Raw genomic sequence first — 13,945 nt, 5'->3', positions numbered from 1 at the left:
TCTCCTTTAACGGAAATCTCGACCACCGCCCCAGATGTCTCTTCCTCCAGTATGATTAGTTCCACTATGGACTTTTTCTTCAACTAACTGCATTCTCCCTTGTTGCTGATGATGATGCCAAGTTAGACCGGGTACATTTTTTCTTCCTTCTTTTAATGCTTCTTTCTGTTCTTTTGTAAATTTCTTAAGCTCCTTTGGATCGTTTTTTATCTTGTTCCATAGACGGCGTGAAGCATACTTAAACTGCCGCGGATCTGACTTTAAATAATAATCTTTCGGGATCCTAACTTCACCTTTACTCCACTTATCGAATTTAGGAAACCCATTTTTGGTAAACGGAACACCTGTTTTGGGATGCTTCTTTCCGGCTAAATGACCATTTCTGAGTTTTTTTTTCATCTCCTCTATTTGTCTTTGCCCATTTTTCTATCTTACCATCTTTACCCTTTTTCGTTCGGACCTTTAACTTAAATCCGTTTAACTTTATTCCATGTTTCTTTGCTAACTCTGCTGTTTCCTTTGAAATTTGACTTTTTGCTTTTTTCTTGGCCGCTAGTTTTGCTCCTTCTTTTGCAGCCTTTTTCCCACCGACCTTTTTAAGCACTTCTAGCAATCCACGAATAACAGGTCCCATCACAGCTTTGGTTTCATTAGTAGTTGATGATGTTTGTTGAATGCCGGTATCTTGAGGCTGTTTTTTTACCTGGTCCGAATTGATCTTAGGATCCACAGCGAGCAAGTTAGAAGAGCTTTGATTTTTTGTTTTTTCTGCTGCTTGATCCTTGCCATCGAAAGCACTCACAATTTTGTCACGAATAACATTTTTAATCTCGATGCTGCCAAAAACAGAATTTAAAATCATGGCCAATGCTACGCCAGCAGCTAAAATGGTTACATACTCGATAGTTTGTGACCCGCGCCGATCATACAACAATCGCTTTAAACGGGCTAAATTCTTCAAAAAATCACCCATTCCTTTTTAGCAATAATCGGTATCCCAATACTACCCAACTAAAAAGGAATCGGTAATAGTAAGAAAGTTTTATTTTTCTGATCGAAGATAAGCCGATAGCATATAAAAGACCGCTCCGATCTCGGAGCAGTCTTAGGTGAGGAGATACATCACGGTAGTCGCAAAAAGTGATTTTGGGCCTACATATTGCTACTACCAGCATACCACGATATCTCAACCCGAGAGTGCCTTCTTGGTGCCTTTTCGCCTTGTCCGTGCGCTCAACTTTTTGATCCAATCATAGCTGTATCCGAGGTGAGCTGCGATCTCTGGAAGTGTCATTCCTTTAATGTCCCGCATATAAGCCACTTTCTGTTCTAACCCCTCAAACTGGTTCAGACGACTTTCAATCTCTTTCCTCGCCTTCTCCTTTTTCTCAAGCATGGTGGAATACATCTCCACTTGATCGCAAATTTCTTTCATACGAATCAAGCAGGTGTCCAGCGGCAGACCACCCCGATGACAAGCCTTGTACCAAAATTTATACTCATTCTCCAAGTCACTGATCCGAATCTCCAAGATGTCTATCTCTGTGCATAAATCGTGGTATGGTTCCATGGCTGCCGCCACCCCCTTATTGTTATCGACCGGGAATCTTCCCCACTATTCCACCGAGACCTCTTCGATCTCGTAGTCCATCCTCCCGGCATCCCTGACCGTGCAATATTTTCGTGCCCATTCTGATACCCAGGCCGTGGGAGGGAATCGCCCCTTCTCGGCGTCCTCTGCCAACGCCTCGGCCGCTTCCCGGGTGCACCGGGCCCCTACAATGTCGTACCCCCGTTCATACATCTCTGTGGCGATGACAATGAAGATTTTCATCCCTCTTTCACCCCTGGGCATCCCCGACTTTTGTTTTTCAACCAAACAGGGTCAATTGCTCATACTCCGGCTCTTTCGTCTGCTTTTTCGCCTCATCTTGTTCCAAGGCCAAAATGATTTGTTTGACGATGTTCATACCCTTAAGGACTTTTGCAGCACTTCGGGCCATGATCTGGATATCTTCCTCATCCCTCTCTTCACCGATCCGGTCCAGCACCAGGCGGATGGCTGTCTCACAATCTGTCCCCGGGTTCCTCTTCACATACCGACGGGCGATCCGCTCAATCTCCCACGGTGGCGTCTGGCCTAACTTGAAAGTCCCCATCTTCGGCCTCCTTCAAGTCTCTCAATACATTCCGCTCCGGCTTCCCCGGTATGCCAGGTCATCCAACCATATCGATTCTTCATAGTGCCCCCAGTTGACCACAATGTACCTTGGACCGACATAGACTACCCGCCCTTTTCGTTCACCCGTCAATTTCCACCGTTCACCTGTGCCACCGCCGGAATGGTACTCAGGAACTGTGACCTCGTCGCCAATCTTCCAATGTGTCTGTTGTTCCACGGTCATGCTCCTCTCCCTTGGATATCTGTCCAGATTCGTTTTAAAACCGCCGGTCGCCAAGGTTCAAAACCGTTTCCCTCATCAAACCACAGTCTTTCAACCAACCCAGGTACAACGCCGGTCCGGCTCAGGTATTCCACCATCATGGCCGGATCCCGGGCCCAGAATAGGTATCCAACCGTTCTCCCCGTTGTATCCCGGTATTTGACCCAGATCCACATCAGTCCGGATCCTTCCCCATCAGCTGCAGGAACCTACCAACCGGCAAAACTACCAACCAATCTTTCCGGTCTGCTTTCAATGCCAGGGCATCGATCCCATCCTCATCCAACCAGTTGTAAAGAGTTCGGAACCCATCTTTCCGGGCCTTGCACTCAAATCGAAGTCCCAGTCCGGTTACATCGCCGGTGTGTGCCCTACCCACATGTTTGGCTGCACCGGAAAGCGGGATTCTTTGGCCACCAATGATAGAGGCGAACTCGCGCTCTCTACGATTGCCCTTCTCCTTTTGGCTCCTCCCCATTCAGATCCACCCCTTGAATCTCATAATCCGTGCTGACAGCTGGTTATACCGCTCAAGTGCTGCCTGCTTGTACTCTTTCGGCTTCTTCCGAAACTCCGGTGTTTCCATGTATTCGGCACCTCTCCGGAGACGGGAGAGGACTTCCTCATATTCCTGTTCGTTCTGGATCGGTTGGATATTCGACATATTCAGTCCCTCCATTTCGATTGCTGATCGATTGCAGACGATTGCCGAAACGGTTTCAGCAACGTTAACTATCGGTGCCGTGCGGTTTGTCCACGATTGCAGCGATTGCAGACGCGACTATAAGAGAAAAGAGAATGATAGACATTTACAATTTACATTAAATGTAAATTTATATAAAAACGCTTATTTCTATATAGATGTCTGCAATCGTCAGCAATCGAGAAGAGTGCGTTAATATCAACGTTTTCTGCCCCTTTCGATTGCTGAAAATCCATCTGCAATCGTTCAGCAATCGTCAGCAATCGTTTAAGCAAAACATAACGGTTGTTCTCCCGCCCCTTGGCGGTTTTTGGTTTTTGACTACTCCGTATCCGCAATCCGTCAACTCTTCAAACAAAGTATCCGCATCGGAATTTTTTCTACAGTCAGCAACTCGATAAGAAACAATATCACGCCGTTTGACGGTTCCGCCCCGCTTCCGGATCCACTCGACCGCCTCTTCAATCCGTTTGTCTGCCAGCGACTTTCCCAACTGGTTGTATGCCTTCCGAATATGGCTCTTGAAATACCTCACCAGCTGGACTCCCCGGTGCAGACTGATCTCGTCCAATTCGTTTCCTTCCACTTCGCCGCAGACCACCCGGGTCATGTGTAAGATCAACGCCATCCGGGCCAGCTGGTTGGGCATCTTCGCCCAGGGTCCGCGGAGCTTCCGGGGAAAATCCGGATCCATCATCTCCCGACGATGAACTGAAAACCATTCCGCCCACCACTGTTTGGGCGATAGGGAGAGATGGATCTCTTCTGTCTGGATTTTGGCCAGTTTTGCCTGCTGCTGATCGGCGATCACTTCCCGGATCTTATCCACTAACCATTCTGGAGGATCCGCAGGTTTCAAATCTTCCGGGCGCCGAGTCGGCGCCCACCGGTAACGGCTCCCGCTTTGATGTAGACTCCCGGGGGCAACCGACTGCCCGCCAGTCCCCCGGATGTCCACATTGATCCCAATTTTCTTCACACTGTTGGGAATTTCTATTCCTTTTGGAACCCGATACCACATCTGCATCCCGCCGCCTCCGGTCATTACCTGCCAGGTGGCGGGGAGCTCTCCGTGTTCTTGGATCCATTTCTGGAGTGTTTCTTGTCCTTCCGGTCCGTCCACATCGATGGCAAACAAGCCGTTGACATTCCCCATCGGGACCCCGACGTTGGCCCAAGGTTTTTTCTCCCACATTCGCCGGATAGTGTCTGAGTCCGCCGTGGCATGTTCCGCCCAGGCTTCCAAAAGCGGATGTTTTCCGATACTCTTCCCGCATTTTTTCCGGCCGCAGCTGCACCCCCGGCGGGTCGGCGCATGAATCTGAATCACTTTCACCCCATGACTGGCCAGGCGCAGCGCTTCCCGGAGTGGTTCTATTTGATTTGGTTGATTTACGGCCATTTCATCACCTGCTGTTCATCAGATTCGGCTACGCCCGGTCTCAATCATGCAATTCTCAATTTCCACCGGACAATGGCTTTGGTGATCTCGTCTCCCGCCTCCCCTTTGGTCAAGGGCCGCCCGGGATAGATCCGGAACTTTTCCAACAGCCGTAGTTGGTTCGCTGTGGCAGGATCGGACTTCCACCGGGCATCCGTCCGGATCAAACCCAGAGTGCTCGCCCGGCGGAGATAATCTTCCGCGACACCTTGGGCCAGCTCCAACCACACAGGCGCTTTGGTCAGGTATTCATCCGGCTGGTTCGGTTTCAATACTCTCGCTTGATACCCATCTCCCGCTGGATGAAGCACCACCGTCCCCGCCTCCCCGGCAGAAAGGGCATAGATATCCGCCCCCACATTCAACCACCGGATCATTTGGCGAAACTCCTGAAACTCGTTGTCCTCCTCATCGAAGATCGACCGGAGCCGATTCGCTTCCGTGTTCCGTTGGGCTTTATCTTCGTCTTCCTCCCGATCTAGAGCTTCTGTGATCGTCTCCCCAGGTTCCGTTTCTTTCAATCCGAAGAGCGTCGGAGCCGTCATCAGATCATGCCGGCGGGAGACCCCGGTCACATCCAGCACCAGGCAATCCCTCTTCCCGGGGGCCTTCCGTGTGCCGCGGCCGATCATCTGGATGTAGAGGGGGCGGGACTTGGTCGGACGGGCCACTATCACGCACTCCACCGTCGGCTCATCGAATCCTTCGGTGAGAACCATACAGTTGACCACCACCTGGGTCTCCCCGGTCTTCAACCGCTGCAGGATCGCCCGACGCTCTTCCGTCGAGAGGATCCCCGCCACCCACTCGGCGGCCACCCCCTGGGACTGGAGCGCTTCCGCCGTTCGTCGCGCCTGATCCACGCTGACCGTGAATACAATGGCCTTCCGATCTGATGCGTGCTCGATGTAGGCATCTGCTACCGCCTGGGCAACCCCGGCTTGGAGCAAAGCATCATCCAGCTCGCCCTGGTTGAAGTCGCCGGCCACGGTGTGGATCTCATCCAAATCAAGGTTCAGATGGATCCGCTCGGTCTTCAGGTCTACCAAATATCCGTCACGGATCGCCTGCAGTAGTTGATACTGATACACGATCTTTTCAAATACATCGTCCAGCCCCCGGCGGTCTCCTCGCTCCACCGTCGCTGTCAGCCCCACTACGGGCGGTCCATCGGGACGGAAGGCTCCCGCTGCCTCCAAGGTTAGCCGGTAGGTATCCGCCGCTGCATGGTGGCATTCATCCACCACCACCAGGTCATCCGGGCCCAAAGTCGGCAGCTGATCCAGTCGTCGGTAAAGAGATTGGACGGTGGCAAACACACACTGGGCATTCATCTCATTCTGTTTGGCCTTCACAATCCCGGTGCTGGCTTCCGGCCACACGGCCTGCATCGCCCGGATCGGTTGGGTGATCAGTTCATCGCGATGCGCCAACCAAATCAGCCGTCCGCCCTTCTTCCGGGCATAGTCCAGACCGGTGATGGTCTTCCCCGTCCCGGTCGGCAGATTCACTACTCCCCGGCGTCCGCCTTCTGCATGGAAATCATCCAAAGCGCTGTGCACTTCCAGCTGATACGGCCTCATTTGAATGGACGGCTTTGTCAGAGTCATGGACATCTGTGCACCTCCCTGAAGATGAAAGAAGTTGGGGGCAAAAGCCCCCCCGGTGATCAGAACGGCAGGTCGTCGTCCGAGATGTTGATGGGTTTACCGTCATCCGCAAAGGGGTTGTTCGGACTGAAGGGATTCTCCGGCTTCTGGGAAGGTGTGCGGTCCACAACCTTCTGGATATAGACGTTCCGGTATTCCTTGCCGTTTTTGCTCATCTTGGTTTCGATTTTGATTTCCAACAGCCGGTCCAGAAGGCTCGGCAGCTCTTCCTCCAACCTGTGGAGCTCCTCCAGTTCCAATCCGGCACTGAAGAGATCCTGTTTCAGCCATTGCATCCGCTCCGGCATGATCAAGCTGTATTTCCACTCGTGGCGACCTTCATATTCCCCATCCACCACCACGAACTCCCATGCGAGCATCGGGATCCCTTGATTCTTGCTCTCCTTTAGCCGTGCCGTTTCCACCTTGACGGTATATTTCCCATCGGGCAGCTCAGTATAGGAGTTGACTTCCGCTTCCTTAAACTCTTGTTCATATTGCTTCAGAATGTTGGCCCAGCTCATTGCTGATCCTCTCCTTCATCTTGTTGGTTGTGGAATGCGTCGCTGAATGTTGGATAGTCTAGGGGGAGAACTGCCGGAAGACGCTTCGTACGATCCCCCGCCTCCCACTTTTCACTGGGTTTGGTCCGGATCACCCGGACCTCCCCTTCATTCGTTTCCATCGACTCGGCATACAGGATGATGTCCACCAGCCCGATGATGAATCCTCGCCCGGTCTTTGGGATCGTCGGGACGGCTTTCGTGATTTCTGCTGTCCGGGTTTTGACCTGGGACAGTTCAGCGTGGCTGGTCATCACCAGACCGTATGGGAGAAAAGACAGTTTCCGGATCGCCCGGGAAAACTCGTTCCGGACCAGGGTCCATCCTTTCCCGTATCCCAAGTCAGATTCGTGCTGGATCCCCATCTTGTCGCGGACGTACTCCGCACAAGCTGTCCACAGGTTGTCGATGGTATCAATGGCGATGGTTTTGAAGGAATGTTCCCCCTTGGCGATTTCGGCACAGGCGTTGAGAAAAGTGGGCCAATCCGGAATTTGTACTTCATACACCGAGAGAGCTTTCAGCCCAGGCTCCGTGGCCAGGAAAAGGGGCTGATCCATCTGACTGCAGAAGGTGGACTTCCCGATTTTGGGGTGACCATAGAGCAAAATGCTTTAATCCTCGAGGTCTTGTTTTGGCTGTGTTTTTTCCGTCGGCAAGAGCATGGAATTGCCTCCAATGTGACCGGGGCAAAAGCCCCGGGAGATTTATGAAAAGGCCTGTTTGAGTTTTTGAAACAAACTGTTGGGTTGGGCTTGTTCGATCACCTGGATCTCATCCCCTGTGAGGATTTTTACTCCGACGATGTAATCCCCAATGACGTGTGGGTTTGCCCGGATTGTATCCCCTTCGGCGTTTGTCAGTTCCAATACGGGGGCCAAGAGATCATCCGCGGATTCTTTCACCGGTCCCAACAGAATGTTCTCCATATCGCCGCGCTTCAGATGATGGAAAGCCCTGTCCATCGCCTCAAATCCTTTGACCCAGTTGGAGACACCGACCGCGAAGTAACCTTGATACCCCTGATAATCGACGGTGATCCCTACCACGTTGGAGTTGATCGCTGTTTTCATGCTCATTCGCCCCTCCCAAAAGTGATTCCCAGCTCCTCGTTCAGCTGCTCGTTGTCCTGATCTTCCTCGGCCAATGTCTCCCGGTAACTGAAGACAATGCATTCCAAGCATGTATGACCAAAGTCTCCAGTGATCGGCACCCCTGTTTTCACCTCGTGGCAAAGACTGCATTTTTTCCGGTACGTGAACATCACTCATCGTCCTCCAGGGAAATATAGATATTTTCATCGAAGTTCTCATGGATCGGTGTGACGTTCACTTTCACATCTCCCCCCTCGAACTCCACCATGGCCACTGCATCCCGGAATCTGAAACCGAACAAATCACCACTCCGAGGTTCCTCACCGTTCAATTGCCGGCCGACGGCTGCCATAATCCGGTTCATCATCGGTACTCCTCCTTCACAGAGAATAAAGGGGGGGAGGAAAAAGTTCCCCCTACTTTTTTTCACTTGACCTCAACCTTGTATTGGATCTCGCCGGGGGTGACCATCACACCTTCCACCCGTTCCCCGTCCTCGGTGTAGACCCAACCGTCTTTCACCTGGGTTTTTTGCTTCAGCTGCTGCTTGTTTGGCTCTTCCTTCACCCGGACCAGATCCGGACGGTTCTCCTTCGCCCACCGGAGGAGGTCGTCTTCCCGGTAGTTCCATTTGTCGGGGGACTTGCGGGCCTTCAACTGGCCAAAAGGCCGTTTGATGGTCTTTGCCTTGGGGTTCTCCTGAAGCCGGCGCTCATGATGCTCCCGCAGAAGACCCTCGATCCGCTCCATCTCCTGCAGGTGTTCCCTTGGTGACACTGGCCAACCACATATTTATCTGTGCGATCCTTTCGTCTCTCTGCTGGGTGTACTCCTCGATGATCTGCTTGTGCTCTTTGTACTGAGCCAAGGCGCAGTCAAGGTCCATCGAAGTTGTGATCCGTTCCACCGGCTTCTCCAAAAACAGGTCTTTGATTTGTCGGTTTCCTCCGACCGGCATTTGCATGATGCTACGATCTACAGCCATTCAGCTTTCCTCCTTGAGTTTGGATTGCCGGGGAGTGCCCCGGCAGACTTTCAGTCCTCATCCACAAACGCAATGTCCGTTACCAGGCTCAGATTGATGACTTGTGCATGACCGTTGAACCAAAAAGCTCCTGTGAAACCCTGTTCAAGGACTTGGGTGTGCAGATTTTCCACGTCAACCCCCTCAACCATGAGCCGGTTTTCCGTATCTCCGCCCACGGATGGCAGCCAAATGTAGGCCTTAGTCACTCAGTTCACCTCCCGGGTGATCTCAGGAGTTCCCTCCTGTGGTATTGAGCAGATGGTGATCGATGATCTGATCGATCTGCCTTCTCCACGCTTCATCTCCGCCAGCCTCCGCTGCCTGGGCAAGGGCTTCATACCGGCTCAAGCGTTTAGCCCAGAATGCGTTGGCTTTCAGGCATTCCTGAAATTCAAGTGCTTCCATGGGCTTCATGTGGTGAAGCCCGATCTTCTCGTATTTGAAGTACAGATCTCCCAACCGTTTATGAAAAAGCTCCACGCGCTTCTCTCCTCCCTTGGGTATCTCTTCCGGCTGTGCTATACTTGGGAGTAAGCTTTGTTTTTTTATCTGCCCACCACTCTGAGGGTGGGTTTTTTCTTTACTACCGGGTCATGGATGCCGACCCGCAAGAGTGCTGCCATCGTTGGCATCATCGGACCGTGGATGATCGTGCCATCCTCCAGGACCACCCGGGCCATCGCTTGATCTTCCACATAACCCGTCACCCGCTTCACACCCTGCAACATGCTTTTCACCTCCCTGCGTCCAGACACTCCCGGACAATCATCCGTCCGATCGTATCCCGAGGGTGTTCCAGGTCGAGAAGTGCCCGCATCGTCGGCAACAGAGGAGTGGTGATCTCATGCCCGCTTTCAAACCTGACCCGGACCATCACTTCCCGCTCCAGATGACCAGCGATGTTTTGAGTGACTACCACCCCGGTGACTCTCTGAATCCCGGGGATCCTGAAAGGGATTACGGACATTTGTTCTCGCTCCTTACCTGTGGTATTATGGATTTAGCTATTTCTCAGCGCCCTCTGTGGCGCTTTTTCTTTTTGAGATACCCCTGTTCTTCCGCCTTCCGGTGGTACTCCCGCCACATCCCCACCCAGCTGATCCCAAACTCCCGGCAAATGACCGCCACCAAGTGGGTCAAGCAGACAATGACATCAATGCATTCCATCAGGAGATTTTGGACCTCGTCCCTTCGCTTCGGATCCGGCTGGTTGACCATGCTAGTCGCCGTGATCTGATCCATCGCCTCCCGGATCTCTTCGATGGCTTTTTCCCTGACAGCGGACCGGTGTAGATCCACCCCATCCAGCACCGGAATCCAGGTTTCTCCCAAAACTTCCTGAACCGTAGCCATCGCATAAAATCCATCATCCATTACCTCATTCGCAACCTTCATCCGATCCCTCGGCATCCTCCGCCGACCGGATTCAATATTGGCCAAGGCCGGTCGACTGAGGTTAAGCTCCAGTGCAAATTGCTCCTGTGTGTAATCCGCCTGTTTCCGCGCCTCTTTCTGCACAGTCCCAAATTCCGTCATAACTACCCTCCTCTTTGAAACATTTGATCAGTTCTGTGTTTCAGGAAACCTTGGTACGGTTTAATTGGGCGATTGACCCACCTCCTTTTCATGTCTGTCAATCCACCGGAAGAAAGCATCCCGGCCGACTCGCTTAGACCGGCCCACACGTACCAGAGGAAAGTCCGTGTAGTCCATCACCTCGTAAGCACGTCGCTTGGAAATTTGTAATATTTCGGCAATATGCTCGGCTTTGAGGATCAGCGGGTAATCTTCACGGGTCAATGTGGATCACGCTCCTCTCAGTTGCAATGTTTTTTGTAGATGGCCCCGGATACAGAAAAGTCAAGTCCATAGGCCTCTTTTACAGCTGTCAGTTGGGCCGTTTCCTCCAGTACCGGGCCGTACTTCTGATCCTGGCACCAATACAGATAATGATGACACGGATGATTTTCGAGCCATCGCACGTAAAGTGAAAAAGCTGGATGAGAAGGGTAAACAAGAATTACTTCGTGAAATCGTAAACGATATATTCTCGGAGGATTTTAAGAATAAATGATACCAACCTCTCCTCGCATTGAATTTGCATTGAGAAAAGCACGTGAGTTTATTCTTCTAAATGACATTCAATGGCTACCAGTCGATCCATTTTCCATCGCAAAGAATAACGGCTGGGAACTGGTTACTGTTGGGGCAATCGCCAAATACAAAGGATGCTCCAGGGAAGAGATCATTGAAGCCTTAAAAGGCTCAGAAGGAGTAGCCTGCCGCAACCCAAAAACCGGTAAATTCAAAATCATTTATGACGAAAATCAATATCCAGCAGAGAAAATCAAATGGACAATCATGCACGAAATAGGCCATATATTCCTCGGCCATCTAATGGAATTTAACGAAAGCAAACTGTATCGTGGCGGGCTTACTGAGCCTGAATATTACGTTCTCGAAAGAGAGGTAGATACATTTGCTGCGGAAGTACTGGCGCCTATGGCAATACTTAAAAAACTTGGAGCTACGCAGCAACAAGATATAGAATATCTATGTCAGATAACATATACGGCTTCAGGAAATAGAGAGCGAGATATTAAATGGCGAGGTTTTCAAATTCCATATTGTGAAGCAGACGAGCTACTATGTGAACAATTTGAGCAATATTTAACCCCTGTTACTTACTGCATTGATCCCGAGGAAGTTTTTGGACTAATTTCTAACTACAAAAGAAATCCGAGGCGGTCCTTTATGAGCAATAAAATTAACAGTATCATCATGGATGAAGACACTGGGAAGTTTTTAGTGTGTCCTAGATGCGGGAATGGTGAATTTTCCGACGGAGCAGAGTTCTGCAAATTATGCGGCCTGTATTTATACAATGTTTGCACAAACTCTGACTTATTCAACCCTGAGAAAGCCAACATTGTTGTAGAAGTTCCGTATGGTGGATGTGGTGCACAAAATCCTGCGGATGCTAGATACTGTGAACACTGTGGATCAGAGACATTCATTGCCCATCTGGGACTTTTTAAATCTTGGGAAGAACTTCAACGAGAAAGGGATGGAAAGCCCATCGATATCGACTATGATGATTTACCTTTTTAGGAGGACCCGGAATGAGTGATGAAATCAAGGACATGCTGCAGGCAATCCTGGGACGATTGGATTCGATGGAAAATCAGATGGACGAGCATGGAACGATCCTGAAGGCAGTCCGTGGTCGGCTGGAAGAACAGGGAGCCGAGATAAAAGGGATCAATGAACGTCTGGCTCGGATGGAGGGGGATATCAAAGACCTAAAGGTTGGACAAGAGCGCTCGGAGCAGATCATGGAAAAGCTGGCACTTAGGTCAATTGAACAAGAGACAAAAATTGACGCTCTGAAACGTGCCAAGTAAGGAATCCACTAAGGAGGCGACATAGAATGGGAGAGGCAGCAGAGGCCCTGTGGGAACGTACCATAGAGAGTTTAAAAGGCGAACTGTCAAGCGCTTCCTTTGACACTTGGATCAAAGGATTGAAACCCATATGCTTTGAAGAAAACAAGTTAATCGTAGCTGCGCCGAATGATTTTTCACGTGACTGGGTTATTACAAGGTACAAAGAGCAGATCGAGAACAACCTAACTACGATGGTCAATGCTGAACTGATCGTGGTGGTCGATGAAGACAGTGCCCCATCACCAAGCAATCCCACCACCGATAAAGGAACAGACTACGCAGAGGAAGCATACCTGATGTTAAAGTATCGCAGTCAAAAGGAACAGAAAAAAGCTATACGGTTACTGAAAGTTCTCTTTGATGTTGAGTGATGAAAAAATGTATCGACATGGGTGATGAATAATGAAAGGCTACTTTCGGAAGCGGGGGAAGACCTGGTCCTTTACGCTGGATATCGGGAAGGACGCCCAAGGGAAGCGCAAGCAGAAGACAAAGGGAGGATTTAAGACCAAAAAGGCAGCCGAGGAAGCCTGTGCGGAGTTGATTGCCCAGCTGAACAAAGGTGAGTATGTGGAACCTAGTAAATCCACACTGGGTGAATACCTGCAAGAATGGATCGACTCCTCCGCCAAACAAACCATGAGGGATACCACCTTGGATACCCATCAGATCGTGATCGATAAGCACATAAATCCGGAACTGGGCCAAATAAAATTAAGTGAAGTGACTCCGGTTCGGATCCAGAAATTTTATTCCAAGAAATTGGAGGAGGGTTTTTCGGGAGATTACGTGCGATATATGCACTCCATCCTCCATAAATCCCTAACCCAAGCGGTACGATGGCAAATCCTCTCCAAAAACCCGGTAGAACTTGTGAACCCCCCAAAACCCAGCGGAAAAGAAAAGCCCACCTGGACCATCGAGGAAGCCAATCGATTCCTTACGTGTGTCGAAGACCAGCATTATTACCTGCCTTATCTTTTGGCGATTCATACAGGTATGAGACAAGGGGAGATTTTGGGGCTCCGGTGGAAAGATTGCGATTTGGATCAGGGGCTGATCCGCATCCAACAAACCCTGGGGAGAACAAGAAAGGGGTTGATGTTCCAGGTGCCAAAAACCAAAGGATCCAAGCGGGTCATTACTTTAACCAGCCAGGTGCTCTCCGCTCTAAAAAAACACAAAGCCAAGCAGAACCAGCAAAAGCTGTTGCTTGGCAACGGGTATCAAGATCAAGATTTGGTCAATTGCACGTTGGAAGGGAATCCGATCCACCCCAGGAACCTCATCCGGAATTTTCACCGGATGATGGAGAAAGCAGGAGTACCCAAAATCCGATTTCACGATTTACGCCACACCCACGCCAGCATCATGCTGCAGCTGGGAGAGCATCCGAAGATCGTCAGCGAACGGTTAGGACACAGTCGAACCAGTATCACCTTGGACATCTATAGTCATGTTACCCCAAATCTGCAAGTCGATGCAGCTAAAAAATTCGGGGATGCGATGAGTGGAAAATCACGTCCATAAAATCAATGTGGTCAAAATGTGGTCAAAGAGGATTCTGTGGTCAATGTC

Annotated in this window: 28 protein-coding genes; 4 read left to right on the top strand and 24 right to left on the bottom strand. The window is 50.6% G+C overall.

Features of this window, described 5'->3' with window-relative positions; all coding sequences use genetic code 11:
• Positions 1 to 6: 6 nt before the first annotated feature.
• The 24 genes from IEV46_RS00300 to IEV46_RS00185 form a co-directional block, all read right to left on the bottom strand.
• A complete protein-coding gene (locus IEV46_RS00300; protein ID WP_188428634.1) occupies positions 7 to 399 on the bottom strand; it encodes an HNH endonuclease in 393 nt (130 codons plus the stop codon).
• Positions 314 to 961 (bottom strand): Flp family type IVb pilin, encoded by a 648-nt coding sequence (locus tag IEV46_RS00295; protein WP_188428632.1) that lies wholly within the window; start codon positions 959 to 961, stop codon positions 314 to 316. Before IEV46_RS00295 ends, IEV46_RS00300 begins: the two co-directional genes overlap by 86 nt.
• Before the next feature lie 225 nt (positions 962 to 1,186).
• Positions 1,187 to 1,570 (bottom strand): sigma-70 RNA polymerase sigma factor region 4 domain-containing protein, encoded by a 384-nt coding sequence (locus IEV46_RS00290; protein ID WP_188428629.1) that lies wholly within the window; start codon positions 1,568 to 1,570, stop codon positions 1,187 to 1,189.
• A 45-nt stretch (positions 1,571 to 1,615) separates the two neighbouring features.
• Complete coding sequence (locus IEV46_RS00285; protein ID WP_188428628.1) at positions 1,616 to 1,834, bottom strand: hypothetical protein; 219 nt, start codon at positions 1,832 to 1,834, stop codon at positions 1,616 to 1,618.
• Positions 1,835 to 1,871: 37 nt separating this feature from the next.
• Positions 1,872 to 2,159, bottom strand: a complete 288-nt coding sequence (locus tag IEV46_RS00280) for a hypothetical protein (RefSeq protein WP_188428625.1) — start codon at positions 2,157 to 2,159, stop codon at positions 1,872 to 1,874.
• 21 nt (positions 2,160 to 2,180) lie between these two features.
• Complete coding sequence (locus tag IEV46_RS00275; RefSeq protein ID WP_188428623.1) at positions 2,181 to 2,405, bottom strand: hypothetical protein; 225 nt, start codon at positions 2,403 to 2,405, stop codon at positions 2,181 to 2,183.
• Positions 2,402 to 2,620 (bottom strand): hypothetical protein, encoded by a 219-nt coding sequence (locus IEV46_RS00270; RefSeq protein ID WP_188428622.1) that lies wholly within the window; start codon positions 2,618 to 2,620, stop codon positions 2,402 to 2,404. The genes IEV46_RS00275 and IEV46_RS00270 overlap by 4 nt, the downstream gene beginning before the upstream one ends.
• Entirely contained in the window at positions 2,620 to 2,922 is a 303-nt protein-coding gene (locus IEV46_RS00265) for a hypothetical protein (protein ID WP_188428620.1), read from the bottom strand. Before IEV46_RS00265 ends, IEV46_RS00270 begins: the two co-directional genes overlap by 1 nt.
• Complete coding sequence (locus tag IEV46_RS00260) at positions 2,923 to 3,108, bottom strand: hypothetical protein (RefSeq protein ID WP_188428618.1); 186 nt, start codon at positions 3,106 to 3,108, stop codon at positions 2,923 to 2,925. It lies immediately after the preceding gene.
• 295 nt (positions 3,109 to 3,403) lie between these two features.
• Complete coding sequence (locus IEV46_RS00255) at positions 3,404 to 4,549, bottom strand: bifunctional DNA primase/polymerase (RefSeq protein ID WP_188428616.1); 1,146 nt, start codon at positions 4,547 to 4,549, stop codon at positions 3,404 to 3,406.
• 44 nt (positions 4,550 to 4,593) lie between these two features.
• Positions 4,594 to 6,204, bottom strand: a complete 1,611-nt coding sequence (locus IEV46_RS00250) for a DEAD/DEAH box helicase (RefSeq protein ID WP_188428614.1) — start codon at positions 6,202 to 6,204, stop codon at positions 4,594 to 4,596.
• Between the two features lie 53 nt (positions 6,205 to 6,257).
• On the bottom strand, positions 6,258 to 6,761 hold the full coding sequence (locus tag IEV46_RS00245; protein WP_188428612.1) for a DUF669 domain-containing protein: 504 nt from the start codon (positions 6,759 to 6,761) through the stop codon (positions 6,258 to 6,260).
• Positions 6,758 to 7,408, bottom strand: coding sequence for an ATP-binding protein (locus IEV46_RS00240; protein WP_188428610.1), 651 nt, complete (start codon positions 7,406 to 7,408; stop codon positions 6,758 to 6,760). Before IEV46_RS00240 ends, IEV46_RS00245 begins: the two co-directional genes overlap by 4 nt.
• Before the next feature lie 99 nt (positions 7,409 to 7,507).
• Positions 7,508 to 7,879 carry a hypothetical protein gene (locus IEV46_RS00235; protein ID WP_188428608.1) on the bottom strand — a complete coding sequence of 124 codons (372 nt, stop codon included), beginning with the start codon at positions 7,877 to 7,879 and terminating at the stop codon, positions 7,508 to 7,510.
• Positions 7,876 to 8,064 (bottom strand): hypothetical protein, encoded by a 189-nt coding sequence (locus tag IEV46_RS00230; RefSeq protein WP_188428606.1) that lies wholly within the window; start codon positions 8,062 to 8,064, stop codon positions 7,876 to 7,878. The genes IEV46_RS00235 and IEV46_RS00230 overlap by 4 nt, the downstream gene beginning before the upstream one ends.
• A complete protein-coding gene (locus IEV46_RS00225) occupies positions 8,064 to 8,261 on the bottom strand; it encodes a hypothetical protein (protein WP_188428604.1) in 198 nt (65 codons plus the stop codon). Before IEV46_RS00225 ends, IEV46_RS00230 begins: the two co-directional genes overlap by 1 nt.
• Before the next feature lie 59 nt (positions 8,262 to 8,320).
• The gene (locus tag IEV46_RS00220; protein WP_188428602.1) at positions 8,321 to 8,644 is read right to left on the bottom strand and encodes a host-nuclease inhibitor Gam family protein; all 324 of its coding nucleotides are present in this window, start codon (positions 8,642 to 8,644) and stop codon (positions 8,321 to 8,323) included.
• Entirely contained in the window at positions 8,607 to 8,879 is a 273-nt protein-coding gene (locus IEV46_RS00215; RefSeq protein ID WP_188428600.1) for a hypothetical protein, read from the bottom strand. Before IEV46_RS00215 ends, IEV46_RS00220 begins: the two co-directional genes overlap by 38 nt.
• Positions 8,880 to 8,929: 50 nt before the next feature.
• The gene (locus IEV46_RS00210; RefSeq protein ID WP_188428599.1) at positions 8,930 to 9,127 is read right to left on the bottom strand and encodes a hypothetical protein; all 198 of its coding nucleotides are present in this window, start codon (positions 9,125 to 9,127) and stop codon (positions 8,930 to 8,932) included.
• A 22-nt stretch (positions 9,128 to 9,149) separates the two neighbouring features.
• Entirely contained in the window at positions 9,150 to 9,401 is a 252-nt protein-coding gene (locus IEV46_RS00205; protein WP_188428597.1) for a DUF7667 family protein, read from the bottom strand.
• A 65-nt stretch (positions 9,402 to 9,466) separates the two neighbouring features.
• Positions 9,467 to 9,649 (bottom strand): hypothetical protein, encoded by a 183-nt coding sequence (locus IEV46_RS00200; RefSeq protein WP_188428595.1) that lies wholly within the window; start codon positions 9,647 to 9,649, stop codon positions 9,467 to 9,469.
• Between the two features lie 5 nt (positions 9,650 to 9,654).
• Positions 9,655 to 9,888, bottom strand: coding sequence for a hypothetical protein (locus IEV46_RS00195; RefSeq protein WP_188428593.1), 234 nt, complete (start codon positions 9,886 to 9,888; stop codon positions 9,655 to 9,657).
• 44 nt (positions 9,889 to 9,932) lie between these two features.
• A complete protein-coding gene (locus IEV46_RS00190; protein ID WP_188428591.1) occupies positions 9,933 to 10,457 on the bottom strand; it encodes a helix-turn-helix domain-containing protein in 525 nt (174 codons plus the stop codon).
• Positions 10,458 to 10,517: 60 nt separating this feature from the next.
• The gene (locus tag IEV46_RS00185) at positions 10,518 to 10,721 is read right to left on the bottom strand and encodes a thioredoxin domain-containing protein (protein WP_188428589.1); all 204 of its coding nucleotides are present in this window, start codon (positions 10,719 to 10,721) and stop codon (positions 10,518 to 10,520) included.
• Positions 10,722 to 10,991: 270 nt separating this feature from the next.
• Between IEV46_RS00185 and IEV46_RS00180 the strand changes: the two genes are divergently transcribed.
• The 4 genes from IEV46_RS00180 to IEV46_RS00165 are packed head-to-tail and all read left to right on the top strand — an operon-like array spanning position 10,992 to position 13,897.
• A complete protein-coding gene (locus IEV46_RS00180; RefSeq protein WP_188428587.1) occupies positions 10,992 to 12,032 on the top strand; it encodes an ImmA/IrrE family metallo-endopeptidase in 1,041 nt (346 codons plus the stop codon).
• Between the two features lie 11 nt (positions 12,033 to 12,043).
• Positions 12,044 to 12,325: a hypothetical protein gene (locus IEV46_RS00175; RefSeq protein ID WP_188428585.1), complete on the top strand. Its 282-nt coding sequence runs from the start codon at positions 12,044 to 12,046 to the stop codon at positions 12,323 to 12,325.
• 26 nt (positions 12,326 to 12,351) lie between these two features.
• Positions 12,352 to 12,738 carry a DnaA N-terminal domain-containing protein gene (locus tag IEV46_RS00170; RefSeq protein WP_188428583.1) on the top strand — a complete coding sequence of 129 codons (387 nt, stop codon included), beginning with the start codon at positions 12,352 to 12,354 and terminating at the stop codon, positions 12,736 to 12,738.
• Positions 12,739 to 12,769: 31 nt separating this feature from the next.
• The gene (locus tag IEV46_RS00165) at positions 12,770 to 13,897 is read left to right on the top strand and encodes a site-specific integrase (protein ID WP_188428581.1); all 1,128 of its coding nucleotides are present in this window, start codon (positions 12,770 to 12,772) and stop codon (positions 13,895 to 13,897) included.
• Positions 13,898 to 13,945: the final 48 nt, after the last annotated feature.

It is taken from the genome of Kroppenstedtia guangzhouensis (assembly GCF_014637345.1).
GTDB lineage: Bacteria > Bacillota > Bacilli > Thermoactinomycetales > DSM-45169 > Kroppenstedtia > Kroppenstedtia guangzhouensis.
This window is presented reverse-complemented; position numbering and strand designations above follow the sequence as displayed.